Genomic DNA, 15,617 nt, shown 5'->3' on the forward strand with positions numbered 1-15,617 from the left:
TATGTTTTCGCGCGAAGCCACTGCCAACGGGCAAAACGCCTGCTGCCGGATACGTGCTTCGGATTCTTCAGGCGACCGGATGCAGCGATGCGACGCGCCCGGTCGTGGTGCGATGCAGCGCTACAGCGTGGGCGCGAGATGCAGATGCATGAACGACAATCCTCTTGTCTGGAATCGCCGACGCGCGTTCAGCGACGCGGTCAGGGCCGTCGGACGTCGGCCATTGCTCCCCGTCCGCTGCGGGAGGGTATACACCGCGTCGAAGTGAACGTTCCATGCAGATCGCGTGCATGCGGCCTTCATCGCGCAGGTCGTTGAAAGCTCTGTGACGCAGTTGGCACGTCATTACGCTGGAACACCCGTTTTCACGGGAAAAAAATGCGATCCAAATTGACGCTTCAGGCTCGTTTTGCGCAGCGCAAAACGAACGAAGGAACGGTCGGGAGTGCCCGCAGCAACGCGTGGCGACTCCCCCGTTCCCCTCATCACTACAGCGATGACTGCGTTCAGTCCGCTGATCGGGCCTTGTCTGCTTCATCGTTCCACGCGGCCACGCGCGCACGGGTGTCGGCCAGCATCTTGTCCAGCGCTGCACGATCATGCACGTGGCCGCGCAGGATCACGCTGTCGATCTTCCCGGTCGCGGCGATGTCCTGCAGCGGATTGGCGGTCAGCAGTACCAGGTCCGCGGCCTTGCCCGTGGCCACGCTGCCGTAGCGGTCCATCTGCCCGAACCAGGCCGGGCCAGACCGCGTGGCCGCTGACAGGGCCTGGGGCGGTGTCAGCCCTTCCTGCACGAACAGCTGCAGTTCCTGGTGCAGTCCGATCCCGGGATAGTTGAACGAATTGAGGAAGCCGGCGTCGGTGCCGGCAATGATCGTCACACCCGCTTCCTGAAGCATCGGCAGCACCGCGGCCACCTGCCGGTACTGCGCATGCCGCGCCTGGATCTGTGCCGGCGTGGCCTTGGCCGCGCGCTCCACGCGCCACTGGTAAGTGGCACGCAGGCCTGGGCCGATGTAGGCCAGATAGGGATCGTGGGCATGATCGTCCTGGTCGAGGAAGTCGAGAATGCGTCCGCCGTTGAGTGTGGGCGTCACGAACACGCCTCGACGGGCGAAATCACGATACGCGCGCATCGCGGTGTCACGGTCGAAACTGGCATCCAGCTGCCGGTTGGCTTCCGCACGATCGATACGTCCGGCGCCGAAATCGGCTGCAATCCGCGCCTCATCCCTGCTGCCCGCCTTGAACGCATAGTCCAGGTGTTCGATCGACGCCAGGCCAGCATCGACCGCCTGCTCCACGGTCAGCGCCATTGGGATATGGCCCGATGCCCTGAATCCTGCCTTGCGCGCGGCGTCGGCCGAGTACAGGAACAGTTCCGGTGTCAGCGTACTGTCCGTGATCTTGACGAAGTCAACCTTGTCGCGCTGCAGGCGCGTGATCGCCTGATCGGCATCGGCGCGGCTGCCGACTTCGATCGTCCCCTTCCAGACCGGCTTGATGCCTTCGATCTTGGCGCCGGAGCTGAGCAGGCGTGGACCGAACAGTGTGCCGGCGGCGATCTCGCCACGCCACTGCAGCACCTGCTGCGGCAGATCACCCGAACAGTCGCGCACGGTGGTGATGCCATGGGCGACGTACAGCGGCAGCAGTGCCTTGTTCTCTTCGATCAGCGCAGGGCCTCCACCGAAGTGCACATGCATGTCCCACAGTCCCGGAATCAGGTACTTCCCCTGCGCATCCAGCTGCCGGCCCGCGCGCCACTGGCCCTCCAGCCCTGCGTCAGGGCCGACCGCAACAATCGTCTCGCCGCGGATCACCACGCTCTGCCCCGGCAGGGTGCGGGCGTGCTCCACATCGACCACGGTGGCATTGCGGATCAGCAGATCGGCACGTTCGGCCGCAGCTGCGGACAGCGGTGCGCAGGCGAACAGCACAGCAAGGGACAACGGGCGGAAACAGAACATGGAGAATATCCTGATGGGCACGGCCAGCGTGCGGAATGGAAGGAGCAGATATCAGCGTGTCGCGCCATGCTGGCGCAGCAGGGTTTCGATCGCGGCGAATCCGCGCTGGCGCGCATGAGCCAGCGGCGTCACGCCCTCGCCGTCGGCCAGCTCAGGATCGGCGCCCGCTTCGAGCAGCAGCTGCACGATCTGCGTGTGGCGCGGCCCTCCGTCGCCGAGCAGGATCGCCTCCAGCAGCGCCGTCCACTGCAGTCGATTGACGTGGTCCACTGCCACGCCCGCACGCAGCAGCATGCGCACCGTGGTGACGTGGCCACGCTCGGCGGCGGGAATCAGGGCGGTGCCGCCATAACGATTGGTGCTGCTCAGGTCTGCACCATGGCTCAGGGTCAAGGCCAGGATCCCGTCCAGTCCGCGCGCACCGGCGTACAGATAGGCACTGTCCTGCAGCCTGTCCTTGGCGTTGACATCGGCCCCCGCCTCGATCAGCACGCGCGCCGCGTCCACGCGGTTGCCATGGGTCGCCAGCAGCAGCGCGGTGCGGCCCTGTGCGTCGCGCGCTTCCAAGGCCGCGCCATCGGCCAGTGCCTGGCGCACCGCTCCGGCATCGCCGCGGCTGGCGGCCTCCCGCAACCGCGTGTCGGCTTGGCCGGACGGGTCTGCGGCACAGGCCGGAAATGCCACGGCCAGCAGGCACAGCAGAAGCGCGCGCCGTGAGGGCGCAGCCCAGCGCAGGCAGCGGTGTTGCAGGTACATGATGAACCCTCCGGAATCAGTCGGCCGGACGTTGCCGGTACCTTGGCCGCATGGTAGAAGTCGCCACGGGTATCCAGAAATGAAATGTTCAAATGCAAGAAAGTTCAAAATCGAATAGGTCACTGTTCGAACTGGACCTGCTGCGGGCCCTGGTGATGGTGGCCGACTGCGGCAGCTTCACCACTGCGGCCACCCGCCTGCACTCGACCCAGTCCACGGTCAGCCAGAAGGTGCGCCGTCTGGAAGAGCTGGCCGGTCATCGCCTGCTCGAGCGTGGCCATCGCGATGTGCAGCCCACCGACGCCGGCCACACGCTGCTGGGCTATGCGCGGCGCATGCTCGACCTGAACGAGGAAATGGCGCAGGCCTTGGCAGGCGCCACGGTCGAAACAGCGGTCCGCATCGGCGTGCCCGAGGACTTCGTCAACGCGCAGACCACGCGCATGCTGGCCGCTTTCAGCCGCCGCCATCCGCAGGTGAAGCTGGAGATCAGCAGCGGCCTCAGCCGCGATCTGGCCCATGGCTTCGATCATGGTGAACTGGATCTGGTCCTGGTCAAGCAGCGCCGCAACAGCCGCCAGGCCGTGCATTGCCGGCGTGAACCCATGCACTGGATCGACAGCCTGCGCAGTGGCTGCCTGCTGCAGGAGCCCCTGCCGCTGGTGACCTTCCCGCCGCGCGGACTGTACCGCGACGAAATGATCCAGGCGGTCGAAGCACTCGGCCTGCGCTGGCGCATCGCCTTCACCAGTTCATCGCTCAGCGGCATCCAGGGCGCGGTTGCCGATGGCATCGGCATCAGCCTGCTGCCGCGCCGGGCAGTGGGCCGCGGACACCGCATCATCGACGGCGAACGGAACCTGCCGGTGATCGACAACTACGAGATCGGGCTGCTGCACCGTGGCGACGCCGATGATGCCGTGCGTGCGCTGGCCAGCGAGCTGTGGCAGCAGGTGCAGCGCGAGCCGGTATGAGCCCGTTCGATGAATACCGCCGGGAACCGCCGGGAGCAGGGGCGCGGCGGGTGCGCCGTACACAGCGCTGAACGGGTACCATAGACACCTGTTTCCGCTGTGATGCCGCATGGGCCCGTCCGACCGCCACGATCGTATCCGCCGCTGGCAGGCCGCTTCACTGCTTGCCGCCGCGCCGATCGCCAGCCTGTCCGCCAGCGATGCCGTCGGCGCTCCGCCGCCGCAGGCACCGCCTGGCCAGCAGCGGATCGCCTCGGCGGCGCTGGTCGAACGGCTGCATCAGCGGGTGCTGTCCGGGCAGAGCGCCACAGCCACGCTGGAAAGCTGGTGTGCCGAACACGGCCTGGCCCAGCAGGCCCGCGTCCGCGCGGTGCGCATCCATGGCGATGACAAGCAGGCCCCGGCCGAGGTGCTGCAGGCACTGGGCGCCGACTCCAGCGCCGCGCTGCACTACCGCCGCGTGCAGCTGGTGTGCGGGAACCGCGTGCTGTCCGAGGCCGACAACTGGTACCTGCCCGGCCATCTCAGTACGGCGATGAACCAGGTGCTGGACAGCACCGACGAGCCTTTCGGCCGCGTGGTCGGCCCGCTGGGCTTCCAGCGCGAGACCGAAGCCGACCAGACCTTCTGGCCCCCCCGTGGCGAGGGCGACCACGGCATCATCCTGGAAGTACGCGCCTTGCTGCGCGACCGCCAGCAGCAACCTTTCAGCTACGTCATCGAATCCTATCTGGTGCAGGCGTTGCCGTAAGCGTGATTGCGGATGGCTGTGACGACTGTCCGCGCGTAGTGAAGGCACCAAGCGACGCCTCTCCGCTCGCCGCAGACGCGAGTCGAAGAGGCGCCCCACCTGCGCTGCTCAGTTGAAGCGGTAATCCATCTCCACCCAGAACTGGCGGCCATAGGGGTCGTAGTTGCCGACCGGATAGAACGGCCAGCCCCCCCCGTTGCGGTCCGCCGGCGGTCGGCTGTTGCGCAGGTTGTTGACGATGACACCCAGCGACAGGTTGTCGCCGAAGGTGCGGAACACGCTCGCGTTGTACGTCATGTACGGTCCGATGCGGCCACTGCCGTCGCTCTTCGGCAGCGAGCCATAGCGGTTGCCGTACACCGTCGCGGTCCAGTCACCGCGGTTCCAGGTCACGCTGCCGTTGACCTTGCTGCGCCACTGCCAGTCGTCGAGGGAATTGCGGATGTCACGCACCTCGTCATCGGCGAACTGCCGGTACTCATGCTCAAGCACGACGGTGTAGGCCAGGCGCGTGGTGAAGCGCCCCGCCCGCCCGGCATCGAAACGCCAGTTGCCCTTCAGATCGATGCCGCGCACGGATTCGGATGCCGCGTTGATCGGATTGATCAGCACCCGGGTGACCTGGTCCGGCTGCACCGCCGCCGTGGAAGGATTACGGATCACGCGGGCCAGCGCGTCCTGGCACAGCGGCGAACCGATATCGCGCACTTCACCGCCCAGGGTACGGCCGAGGCGGCAATCGGCTTCGTCGCGCAGGATGCGGCTGCTGTCGAGATTGGTCACCTCGTTGTCGATGCGGATGTCGTAGTAGTCCGCACTGAAATCCAGGCTTGCCAGCGGCGACCAGACCACACCGAAGCCGTACGACTTGGCGGTTTCCGGTTGCAGCTGCGGATTGGCGCGGTTGCTGAAGTCGATGGACAGGCCGTTGAAGTCGCAGTCGTCATACGGCTGACCGGCGGTACGGCACCGCCAGTAATCGGTCATGCCCGGGTTGTAGCCGCGGGTTTCAGTGGCGAACACGTAGTTCATGTCCGGCGCACGGAAACTGGTGGCGGCCGTGCCACGGATCAACAGGCTGTCCAGCGGGCGGAACTCCACGCCGAAGCTCCACGTCGCCTTGCCGATGTGTTCGCCTGCGGCCCGGTACTGATCGTAGCGGCCCGCCAGCGTGGTGGTCAGGCGCGGCAGCAACGGCAGCTGCAGTTCGGCGCCCACCGCATAGCGATCACGCTCTCCTCCTGCGCCAACGCCGGCACTGGTGTTCCAGAACTCTCCGGTTCCCAGCCGCGGGTCCGGTCGGTTGCGATACCCCTGGCTGCCGGCCTCGACCACGGCCGCCAGCGCCGCGTCTCCCCCGGGCAGTTCGAACAGGCGGCCGTTGACGCTGGCGCTGAAGGTCTGCAGCCACGCCGCATTGCGGCTCTCCTGGTAACCGGACAACTGCCCGTACTCGTCCGGCGTCAGCGGCTGGTAAAGCCGTGCCGGATCCGGCGCGTAGACTTCCACCCCGTCGCGCACGCCCAGCGTGGGGCCCAGCAGGTATTCGTTGATTCCCGCCAGCAGCACCGGCCGCCGCGTCCGGTTCTCGTAGCGCGAGCGGCTGTAGACGGCCTCGTAGTCCCAGTCACTGTCACCCAGCTGGCCGCGTACACCGACGTTGAACGACCACGATTTTTCCAGGAAGCGATTGGCGTTGCGCGGCAGGCCGCCCACTTCTTCCGGTGCGAACCGGCGATACCAGCTCTCCAGTTCACCACTGTTCTGGTTGTAGAAGTAATTGCGTGCGGACGTCCACGTCGGGGCACGGGTGTTGTTGTAGATGGTGGCGCTGCCCACGGCCAGGTCGGCGAACAGATCGGTCCGTTCGTCCAGGTGGAAGGTCAGCAGGCCATAGCCATCGAGGTTGCGCTTTTCAGTCTGCACGGTCCAGTAGCTGGCGGCGGCCTCGTTGCTGCCGCAGTAACTGCCCAGGCGCGGATTGGTGGCGCGGAACACGCTCCCGCCGTAGATCCCGGAAGCGGCATCGCAGCCGTCACTGCCCGGGTCGATGTTCCTGCCGGTGGCTGCATTGCGCCGATAGGCGATGGCCGTGGCCTGCGGGACCGTGCCACGCGGATCATCGTCCAGCGAGTCCATGAAATCGCGCTGGCGTGCGTGGATGGCCTTGCGGATTCCCAGCTCGAAGCCGAACACGCCTTCCCATCGCTCACCGGCACCACCTCCCACCACCTGCACGCGCTGGTTGTCTCCCCCGCCCTGCTCGGTACCGCCGGCACGTACGTTGATGTCCACGCCGTCGTAGCGCTCCTTGAGAATGATGTTGACCACGCCGGCGATGGCGTCGGAACCGTACACGGCCGAAGCGCCGCCGGCGAGCACTTCGATACGCTCGATGAGGGCGCTGGGAATGTTGGCCAGGTTCACCACGTTGACCGAGCCTTCGTAGGCCAGCGGATAGTCGGACTGGCGACGACCGTTGACCAGCACCAGCGTGCGGTTCGGCCCCAACCCGCGCAGATTGATGGTGTTGGCGGCCGGGGTGAAGGTATTGCCGTAATCCTCGCCCTGCACGTTGCCGGTGTTCTCGGTCAGCGCACTCAGGGCGTCGAATGCATTGCGGTAGCCCTGTGCGTCGATCTGCTCCCGGCTGATCACGGTCACCGGCGACGGCCCTTCAACGCTGGCGCGCGGAATGCGCGAACCGGTGACCTTCACTTCCTGCAGCGATGTAGGTGCGCTTTCCTGCGCGAAGGCGGGCAACGAGGCCAGCATCAGGGACGACAGCGCGAGCACCAGCGGACGATGGCGCAGCGCCTGGGGAGAGGCGGACATGGGCTTCCTGGGGGAGTTGGACGATTGGACGGGACGCGGCGGCCTGTGCACGCATAACGATCCCGTAACGAAAGTGTCCCGAACGGACAGTTTCAGCGGAAATGACCAGGCCTGATGGGCTTATGCCGGAACCTGATAAGTGACACCGCGCGCTGACAACGTGCGTTTTACAACATTCTTGATGGTGTGGCGGCGCATGTACGGGCATCGTCAAGCCATGACGACCTGTTCCTTCGGCCCTCCGATTCCGCCGCTCCGCCCCGTGCTGCGCCAACACCTTGTGCAGCTGCAGGCGGCCCCGATCACCCTGCGCCTGTTCAACCGCGCCGATCTGCCACGCTGGCGCGCCTTCGACGATCGAAGGAGCCGCGGCATCTTCCGCCCGTCAGGCGTCGACGAGGAAGCGCGCTTCCTGGCAGGCGTCCACCGTTCGCGCCTGCAGCAGGACAACGACCAGCTGCTGCTGGGCGTGTTCGATGACCGGCACGGCATGCTGCATGATCAACTGCAGATCCAGCTGCACTCCGCCCACGCCCGTTGCGCCGAGCTGCGTTCAATGCAGCACAGCCACGAGCATCCCGCGCAGGCGTTGCAGGCGCTGTGCCCCTTCCTGTTCGACCAGGTCGGACTGCATCGCGTGTTCACCCTGCTTCCGGTGGCCAGCAGCACGCCTTTCGTCGATGCACTGCGCTCGGTGGGGTTCGAGCATGAAGGCCTGCTGCGCGATCACCATCTGGATATCGATGGCTGGCAGGACCGGCAACTGCTGGCCTTGACCGCGCCGCGCTGGCGACAACAGGTCCGCCCGGACTAGCGGACCCGCTCCAGCGCGGCATCCGCCCCGGTCAGTACCGAGCACGCATGGTCCTGCAGCTCCTCACCGCTGGCCTCGTTGCCGGTCGCGGGATCCAGGCGGGTCGCCAGCAGAATGAAGCCGGGGCCTCCCAGCACATTCTCGCGGCCCGCCACCACCAGGCTCCATTGGCCGACATCGGGCAGCCCGCTCAGGTCATAGGCGAGCAGGTTCAATGGATTGGCACGCAGTTCTGCTCCCGGCAGCATGCGCGCAACGTAACGATGGCCACGCAGCGGCACGGGCAACGCCGCCCACTGCATTCCGACCGCCGGGGCGTGCGTGTCCAGCGCCTGCAGCACATCGGCGCGCAGGCAGTCGATGTGGATGTGAAGCTGATGCTGGGAACGGCCGTGCGGCGAGTTCAGTGCAAGGCTTGCGACAGTGCGCGGCAGGGGGCGGCCCAGCGCCTGTTCGGTATGCCCGCGGGCCTGCCAGGCAGCCGCGAAGTAGTTCGGCGCACCGCGCTGGTACAGCACAGCGCTCTCGATGCCACTGACCTTGTCCAGTGGCATCAGCAAGAACTGGTAGTCGCCATGGGCGTCCTTGATGAGCACATCGCGGCGGGCCGCGGTCGCGTCCCGTTGCAGGCAGGCGCCACGCGGCACATCGGCACCGCGGCAATCGCGCTCGATCAGCCTCCACAGCGCATCCGACGGGACCGGAGCAGGCGCAGGCGCGCTGGCGCAGGCCGCCAGCAGCGAACAGGACAACAACAGGATCAGGCGGGTCACGGGTCTCACAATCGACGGCACGGCAAGGGCTGCGCCGGCCAGTGTACCCTGCCCCCTCAGCCGGGCACGGCCTCTCGCGTATCCGCCGTCTCCTCGACCTTGCCGGGCGTGTACTTGGTCGCGCCGAAGTACAGCACCCGCCATTGGCTCAGGTTGCCGATGAACCAGTGCGCCACCGAGTCATGACCGTACCCGTCGAAGAAGGTCTCCACCTCCGGCGGCAGCAGGGTCGTATTGTCCCAGGATTCCAGAGTGACCCGCTCGGCCATGGTCAGCGTTCTGCCGCGCTCCCGGCGCCGTCGCAGGCTGACGATCTTGTCCAGCAGCGTGTCGTTCTCCTTCTCCAGCCCCCGGCGCTGCTTGCGTACCGCAGAGAGCTCATCGTTGCGCGCCTTCAGCTCGTCTGACACCCGGTTCCATTCGGCGGTCTTCTCCGCATTGCCCTGGTCGGCCAGATGCAGGTTGTCGTTGTCCCAGGGCGATGGCAGCTGCGACTGCCGTCGGCGCAGCGTGCGCACCTGTTCCCGCAGGGCCTCTTCGCGTGCAGCAAGCCGCTGCATCGACGGCAACTGGTCACCACGTGCCACGCGCACGCGCAGCCAGCGATACAGCAGCTCCATATGCGACGCCTGCACGTCCTCCATGCGTCCACGCTTGACCCGCACCGCCTGCAGATAGGCGTTGAACACCGCCTGCAGTTCCGGATCCTGCTTGTCGAACTCAGCCTTGACGTGCTGTTCCAGGCGACTGATCGGGTTGAGCAGCACCCCCCTGGCCTGCGCCATGTCATACATCTCGTTCAGGGCAAAGCGCGCGATGCTGTTCCGGCGCCCCTGGTGCTGGGGATCGTAGCCACCGCCCACGTCCGAGTGCACACCCGGGAACCATATTTCCACCGTGTTGGCGGGGTATTCGGCATGCTCGCGGGTGGAATCCAGGGGGAACTGGCCGCGCAGCTCATGGGCGGCGGTCATGTGCACCGACTGCTCCACGATCTCCGGTATGGTCATGCCTTCAGCCCATCCGGTATGCCCATTGCGGTAGTTCACTGCCGCCGCCGTCAGGCTGGGCCACACCGAGCACACCGTATCGAACACGCCCATGAATCCGATCCGCAGCGGAATACGCTCGCGGTACAGCCAGGTGCCATCGGCCTGGCGTCGGCAGCGCGCGGCCAGATCGCGGGCGAACGCGCGTGCCGAAGCCGCTCCGCGCGAAAAGCCCAGTACCGACACGCTGACCACCAGGATGCGCATCGGCTCGGGCTGGCTGTCTATCAGCTCGTCCAGCGACTGCAGCGCGAAGTCGATGCGCTCGCGCCCGCCCTTGCCGATGGACAGCCCCAGCAGCCCCCCCTTATCACCGACCTCCGGGCACGGTGTTCCTACGCCGGACAGGTACTGCCGTTTTATGTTCCGTGTGTCGTCCCTGTGCGCGATGAACAAGCGGGCGATGTTCGACAATGCGCGCTCATTCTGGGCCTTGTTCAGCTCCTCATCGCGATTGTTGCCGGTGCCATCGAAGAATACGGCCAGGTGCAGGCTCTGCGTGCATCCCGTAGTGGCCGCTTCCTTGTCGGGCACGGTGCCACACATCGCCTCCTGGCGACGGCGGCGCTCGGCATCGCTCAGCGGACGTGTGCCGCGGGCCAGTCGCGCAGTGCGTGCCGTGCCCTCGGCCTGGGCGACCGGATCCGGGGTGCCCGGTTCAAGATCCACCTGCCCGGGAATCGCGGTCGGATCAATACTGGTCATGGTCCTTGTGCTCCTTCGGCACTGGCATGCGCCGTACGTCCCACTTGTTCACGCCCTTGTCCAGCAGCTCGGCCTCGACATGGCCGTCCGCATAGAAGTGCAGCAGCAAGGTGGCCGGGTTGGGCGGATAGGGCGTCTTCAGCGGTACCACGGCTTCACGCGGCACGCGGTGCCCTTCATCCAGATAGCGGTTGGTGGCCAGATCGTATCGGTTGGCCTCGATCCAGCGCACGCGCACGCTGTGCGGCGCCTTGCCTCGGGGCGCACGCGGGGCCATGCCGGAGCCACCGTTGGTGTATCCACCGATTCCGCCCAGAAACTGCCCATCCACCCTTACATCGTCGAGGTAATACGGGCTGTAGTTGAACGCGAACAACGACATGATCGGCGTCTTGCCGCGTGCCATCGCCCGGCTGCAGCCGACGCCCATCAGCAGCAGTGCGATCACCGCCAGCGCGCTCCACCACAGGTACTTGTTGCCCATCATTCCGACCTCGCTCCGTTCAGTCCCAGCTTTCTTCAAGCGGCCACACTTCGTCACCGATATCGGCAGCGCTGCGCCGCCCCGCCGCGAAGTCCTGCAGGCGAAGCCGCCATGCGGGATCCTCGCCAAGATCGACGCCGGCCAGCAGCGCCCAGGTCGACACCATCACCAGCCGTCGGCTGTCCTCGATGCCGACGTCCGCGGCCGTGGCCACCACCCGTCGGAAGAAGGTATACCAGCGCGCACGGGGAAGCCGCGCCAGCAGTTCCGGGTCGGAGAGCTGGAAGTGATCGATCAGCGTGTAGGGGTAGCTGGCATCGATCAGGGCGTGCCGCTGCGCCGCCTCCAGCACCCAGGGAGGATCGTGCGGATCCTGCACGCTGTCCTGCAATTCCAGGTGCGCCCATTTCAGATCGTGGCGCAGGTACCACCAGCGCTCTCCCAGCGCCAGGAAGGCCCGGCACTGCGCCGCGTCCAGCACCTGCACCCACCATGGCAGCACCCGCGCGTCGAAGAAGCGGGCCAGAAACAGCTTGCCGTTCGGGTAGCTGGCGTCCAGCCGTCTCTGCAGCCGCTGCTGCAGCTCTTCCGCAGGCAATGCCGTGTCGATCAGGCTGAGCAGGCCCGGAGAACGCGCGTACGACGCCGCACGCTGCAGGAAACCGTCAAGCTCCAGGCCACGCGGCAGGCGCGCGAGGAACACGCTGGCGTCATCCGTGCCATCGGCCAGCAGGCCGTCAAACAGGGGCAGCGGCGCCCAGGGCAGCGCGCGCAGCAGTTGCAGGGGCTGCTCGCACTGCGCGCCATCAAGCAGAACGTAACGCTGGGTGCCCTCCTCCAACGGCGGTGGCGAGAACGGTGGGAACTGCCAGTCGTTGGCCACGCTCAGCCTCCCTTCGGTGTCAGCGGGGCTGCACGCTGTGCGGCCAGCAGCAGGCATTCCTTGCAGACCGACTGCGGGAAGACCGGCAACGGGTAACGGCCGCGATCGCCGGGCAGGAACGACTTGCGTCCCGCGTGCACGGCGATCCTCCCGGGTGCGTTGAACACGATGTTGCCGCCGCTGAGGGTGATGCTGGCCCCGCCTGCGGTGGCCACCTGCACCGTCCGGCCCGCAGCCACCTCCACGGCGCCCTGTGCGCTCGTGCCACGCAGCGACTGCCGCGACTGCACGCGCACTTCGTCCTGTTGCGCCTTGACGTCCAGCACCTGTTCGCCACTGGCCAGGGTCAGCGCCGGCTCGCCCGGATCAGCCCCCTCCAGTGTTGCGGCCAGTACGCCGATGGCCTGCCGTCCATGCCAGCGCGCCTGCCCCATCACCACGGCCTCGCCGTGCTGGCCGCTACCCAGTGCCAGAGTCTCGCCCGGCGCCCAATGCAGCCCCTGTCCGGCCACCATCAGCGCACCATCAGGTGCAGCCAGGCCCAGCAGGGCATCGCCGGTATGCGGAACGCGGCCCTCGCCGGCATCACCGCTGCGTTCCGGCGCCGAGCCGGCCGCATCCTGCAACGCGCTACCGGGCACCGTACTGCGCACGCTGGCCAGCAGCACCGGCAGCGGTGACTGCGAACCGTCCAACCGCGAGCGCTGCGGCGATTGCACGCCGACATGCGCGGCCGGCCGCACTGTCAGATGCGTACCCGCCGCCGCAGCATTGCTGTGGGCCAGCGTGGCCAGCTGCTGCAACAGCGCAGCAGGCTGTGCCGCCGTACCTGCCGGTTCGACGCTGCGGCGGGCATAGGCACTCAACCAGAGCCCGCCTTGCCCGCGCACGCTGCCCCAGGCGTCGCTGCGCAACTCGAATCCACTGCCGCGGAAGCTGCCTCTATGGTTGTCCGCCTGATGGCGCAGATGCCCCAGCGTCAATGCCGAAGCCTGCTGGCTGCTGGCCAGCTGGGCCCGCAGCTGCTGGTCGCTGTCGTCGAACAGCAGACGATTCCAGCCGGCCCCCTGCCACTCCCGTGATTGCACGCCCCACAGCGCACCGGCGTTGCGGTGTGCCTGCTCTCCGGTCGCCGCCGCGTGCCAGGCAGGCGCCTGGCCGCCCCCGAGGTTGGCCTGCGCACTGCCGGTGCCATCCCTCGCCTGTGCGTACATGGACGTATCGGCCTCCGCGCTGGCGCCCGCCGGGGTCGGCGCGACGCCGCCTTCTCCGCGCCCGTTGTACAGCGCGCCCAGCACCAGCGGCCGGTCGATGTCGCCCTCGAGGAAGCCCACCAGGACTTCCTGGCCGATACGGGGCAGGAACTGGCTGCCCACGCCCGGCCCCGCGTAGCGCTGCGCGACGCGCAGCCACGCGCTGTCCGTGCTGCCCTCTTCCTGCTGGAAGTGGAACCGCACGCGGATCCGTCCCAGTGCATCGGCGTGCAGCTCGGTGCCGTCGGCGCCCTGCGCAGCCACCACGACCGCTGTCTGGTAACCGGGCGCCAGCGGCCGCGGATTGCGTCGCGCACCCGTGCCGTCCCATAACGTCGGACGCCAACGCCGGTCGCGGGGCAGCGCGACGAATGTCTGTGCGTAGCCCTGCGTCTGGGCAGCCACGTGCAGCGTGTCCGCGGTGGCGGCGGCATCGTCCATCGCTGCCAGCGCCTGGCGCAGATCCACCGGCAGGTTGTTGACCCCGGCGTGCTCGACGTCCACCAGCAACAGTTCGGTCGGCACCGGCCCCGGCGTTCCGCTCAATGACCAGACCTGGCCGGCATCGCCGCTGCGCACGCTGCCACGGCCGTGCCACTGCAGTGCCTGCGCCTCCAGTGCCTCGGCGACCAGCCGAGCGTGGTGCTGCAGCTCGGCCGCGTCGGCAAAGGCATGCGCGCCAACCGGGTCGTAATCCTCGCGTCGCGCCTGCCCGCTGCCCTGCACCGGCAACTGGCCGGCCAGCGAGCGCGCACTGCGGTAGTCGCTGCTGTGCAGCTGCACGTGCGTGCTATGCAGCCGCCGTTGCAGGCCGAGCTGCTGCACGCCATCACTCTGCTCGGTGCCATCGGCGCGATGGAAGCGGATCCCTCCCGCCGACTGCGACGCAGCGGCTTCCGGCAGGAGGGTCGAATCGGCGAACAGCAGCACGCCGTGGCCGGCCGTCGCCTCCCCGGTATCCTGCACGCACCAGCCCAGCCCTTCTTCGGCCAGCAAACGCTGCACGAAGGCCAGGTCGGTCTCGCGGTACTGCACGCAATAGCTGCGCGGCCGGGATGCGGCCAGCATCCCGTCGACCTCATCGCTCCAGCGCCAATGCGCATGTTGCGGGTGCATCTGGAACACCGCGTCCACGATCTCGCGCACGCTCTGTTCCTGGAACACGCGGCTGCAGCGGGCCTGGTCGAGCCACCAGGTCCAGTCACGCAGCGTGATGCGATAGCGCACCAGTCCACCGTCAGCGCCCACGCACTGCGCATCGGCGATCACGCCGTGACGCGGCCAATCCTGGCCATCGGCCAGGTGCACATGCAGGCATGCGGGCCGCCCCGGCCAGTCAGCCAGTGGCAGCGATGCGTCCAGCGCGAGTACATCGATCTGAAGATGCCGCCCCTGCGACAGGGCATCACGCCCGTGCCACCGGTCGACAACGACCGCCGGCATGCCGGGGAGATCCAACCGATACAGGCGGCTGCCGGCATCAAGACCCGCTGCCTGCACCATGAGGTTGCGAATCGCTTCCATGGCGTTCCTACCGTTGCTGCCCTCCGCGACGCGGCGGGCAGGTCCTTCCCCTGTAGGGCGACGGTAGCAGATGGAAAACGGCGGCGCACGCGACCGCCGTCACGCCGGATTAACGTTCCGGATCAATAGGTTCCGTAGGACACTTCGACGATCACCGGCTTGCCTGTGTCTTGTGCCGGTTGCAGGGTGAAGCGGTCCAGCGCGCTGCTGTCATCCCCCAGCGGCGTGCTGCGGAACTGCAGGCGATAGGTCGCCCCTGCCTGCACGCTGCCATCGGGCAGCAGGCGCGCGTCGGCGGGAAGCAGCAAGCCGCCCAGATCGCTGTAGGCTTCGGGCGCGTCGCTGAAACCGTAGTCGACAAGCTCATCGGTACGACGCATTTCGTAGACCCGCGTCGGCCAGGGGCGGGCCGTGCTGCGGCCGTTGCGCAGGTCGGTCACCCACTGCTCTGGCAATTGATAGACCTTGCGCAGTGCGGTGTCATCCAGCTCGGCACTGGCCACCTGCAGGCAGCACACCAGCCGCTTGCTCTCGCGGTCATACACCGAGAAGCGCGCATCGCGTGCGACCGGCGTCGGCAGCAGTGCGAACGGGATGTCGCGCAAGGCGGGCTCGGCACCATCGCGGGAGTCCAGGTTGCGCCAGCCACCAAAGGCAGGTTCGGCGGCCTGTGCCAGCGGCGCCGCCAGGCACAGCGCCACCGCAAGCCCGCCGGCGGTGCGTCCGATCCACTTCTGCATGTCGTTCATCCGTCGATGGCCGGTGGCCAATCAGTTTCGTGAGGATGCCATGAAGGTACGACGCCCGCCACGTCGGGAGGCCAGGCTCGTTCAGCCGGGCCCG

The 15,617-nt window shown here is 67.3% G+C and carries 12 protein-coding genes; 3 read left to right on the forward strand and 9 right to left on the reverse strand.

Features of this window, described 5'->3' with window-relative positions; all coding sequences use genetic code 11:
- Positions 1-506 precede the first annotated feature (506 nt).
- Complete coding sequence (locus IMX13_RS05020) at positions 507-1,973, reverse strand: amidohydrolase family protein (protein ID WP_193395918.1); 1,467 nt, start codon at positions 1,971-1,973, stop codon at positions 507-509.
- A 51-nt stretch (positions 1,974-2,024) separates the two neighbouring features.
- The gene (locus tag IMX13_RS05025) at positions 2,025-2,729 is read right to left on the reverse strand and encodes an ankyrin repeat domain-containing protein (protein ID WP_193395919.1); all 705 of its coding nucleotides are present in this window, start codon (positions 2,727-2,729) and stop codon (positions 2,025-2,027) included.
- 92 nt (positions 2,730-2,821) lie between these two features.
- Between IMX13_RS05025 and IMX13_RS05030 the strand changes: the two genes are divergently transcribed.
- Together IMX13_RS05030 and IMX13_RS05035 are read left to right on the forward strand one after the other, a co-directional pair.
- Entirely contained in the window at positions 2,822-3,703 is an 882-nt protein-coding gene (locus tag IMX13_RS05030; protein WP_053518369.1) for a LysR substrate-binding domain-containing protein, read from the forward strand.
- Positions 3,704-3,812: 109 nt separating this feature from the next.
- On the forward strand, positions 3,813-4,454 hold the full coding sequence (locus IMX13_RS05035; protein WP_193395920.1) for a hypothetical protein: 642 nt from the start codon (positions 3,813-3,815) through the stop codon (positions 4,452-4,454).
- Between the two features lie 108 nt (positions 4,455-4,562).
- Here IMX13_RS05035 and IMX13_RS05040 read toward each other — a convergent pair whose 3' ends face one another.
- The gene (locus tag IMX13_RS05040) at positions 4,563-7,289 is read right to left on the reverse strand and encodes a TonB-dependent receptor (protein ID WP_193395921.1); all 2,727 of its coding nucleotides are present in this window, start codon (positions 7,287-7,289) and stop codon (positions 4,563-4,565) included.
- Positions 7,290-7,551: 262 nt separating this feature from the next.
- Between IMX13_RS05040 and IMX13_RS05045 the strand changes: the two genes are divergently transcribed.
- A complete protein-coding gene (locus tag IMX13_RS05045; protein ID WP_309250431.1) occupies positions 7,552-8,103 on the forward strand; it encodes a GNAT family protein in 552 nt (183 codons plus the stop codon).
- On the opposite strand, the gene IMX13_RS05050 is transcribed toward IMX13_RS05045, so the two are convergent.
- The 6 genes from IMX13_RS05050 to IMX13_RS05075 all read right to left on the reverse strand — a co-directional run bounded on the left by IMX13_RS05050 (position 8,100) and on the right by IMX13_RS05075 (position 15,514).
- Entirely contained in the window at positions 8,100-8,876 is a 777-nt protein-coding gene (locus IMX13_RS05050; RefSeq protein ID WP_180875322.1) for a CDP-diacylglycerol diphosphatase, read from the reverse strand. The two genes, IMX13_RS05045 and IMX13_RS05050, sit on opposite strands and share 4 nt — an antisense overlap.
- A gap of 56 nt (positions 8,877-8,932) precedes the next feature.
- Entirely contained in the window at positions 8,933-10,630 is a 1,698-nt protein-coding gene (locus IMX13_RS05055; RefSeq protein ID WP_193395923.1) for a DUF2235 domain-containing protein, read from the reverse strand.
- A complete protein-coding gene (locus IMX13_RS05060) occupies positions 10,617-11,117 on the reverse strand; it encodes a hypothetical protein (protein WP_193395924.1) in 501 nt (166 codons plus the stop codon). The genes IMX13_RS05055 and IMX13_RS05060 overlap by 14 nt, the downstream gene beginning before the upstream one ends.
- Before the next feature lie 16 nt (positions 11,118-11,133).
- On the reverse strand, positions 11,134-11,997 hold the full coding sequence (locus IMX13_RS05065) for a DUF4123 domain-containing protein (RefSeq protein ID WP_193395925.1): 864 nt from the start codon (positions 11,995-11,997) through the stop codon (positions 11,134-11,136).
- A gap of 2 nt (positions 11,998-11,999) precedes the next feature.
- Positions 12,000-14,774: a type VI secretion system tip protein TssI/VgrG gene (gene tssI / locus IMX13_RS05070; protein WP_193395926.1), complete on the reverse strand. Its 2,775-nt coding sequence runs from the start codon at positions 14,772-14,774 to the stop codon at positions 12,000-12,002.
- A gap of 122 nt (positions 14,775-14,896) precedes the next feature.
- Positions 14,897-15,514 (reverse strand): hypothetical protein, encoded by a 618-nt coding sequence (locus tag IMX13_RS05075; RefSeq protein ID WP_053518402.1) that lies wholly within the window; start codon positions 15,512-15,514, stop codon positions 14,897-14,899.
- Between the last annotated feature and the right edge of the window lie 103 nt (positions 15,515-15,617).

It is taken from the genome of Stenotrophomonas sp. B2 (assembly GCF_014947095.1).
GTDB classification, from domain to species: Bacteria; Pseudomonadota; Gammaproteobacteria; order Xanthomonadales; family Xanthomonadaceae; genus Stenotrophomonas; species Stenotrophomonas maltophilia_P.

What these genes read in the sequence shown, in the direction of transcription:
- IMX13_RS05020 (WP_193395918.1), bottom strand. Translation starts at nt 1,973, where the DNA reads ATGTTCTGTTTCCGCCCGTTGTCCCTTGCTGTGCTGTTCGCCTGCGCA.
- IMX13_RS05025 (WP_193395919.1), bottom strand. Translation starts at nt 2,729, where the DNA reads ATGTACCTGCAACACCGCTGCCTGCGCTGGGCTGCGCCCTCACGGCGC.
- IMX13_RS05030 (WP_053518369.1), top strand. Translation starts at nt 2,822, where the DNA reads ATGCAAGAAAGTTCAAAATCGAATAGGTCACTGTTCGAACTGGACCTG.
- IMX13_RS05035 (WP_193395920.1), top strand. Translation starts at nt 3,813, where the DNA reads ATGGGCCCGTCCGACCGCCACGATCGTATCCGCCGCTGGCAGGCCGCT.
- IMX13_RS05040 (WP_193395921.1), bottom strand. Translation starts at nt 7,289, where the DNA reads ATGTCCGCCTCTCCCCAGGCGCTGCGCCATCGTCCGCTGGTGCTCGCG.
- IMX13_RS05055 (WP_193395923.1), bottom strand. Translation starts at nt 10,630, where the DNA reads ATGACCAGTATTGATCCGACCGCGATTCCCGGGCAGGTGGATCTTGAA.
- IMX13_RS05060 (WP_193395924.1), bottom strand. Translation starts at nt 11,117, where the DNA reads ATGATGGGCAACAAGTACCTGTGGTGGAGCGCGCTGGCGGTGATCGCA.
- tssI (WP_193395926.1), bottom strand. Translation starts at nt 14,774, where the DNA reads ATGGAAGCGATTCGCAACCTCATGGTGCAGGCAGCGGGTCTTGATGCC.
- IMX13_RS05075 (WP_053518402.1), bottom strand. Translation starts at nt 15,514, where the DNA reads ATGCAGAAGTGGATCGGACGCACCGCCGGCGGGCTTGCGGTGGCGCTG.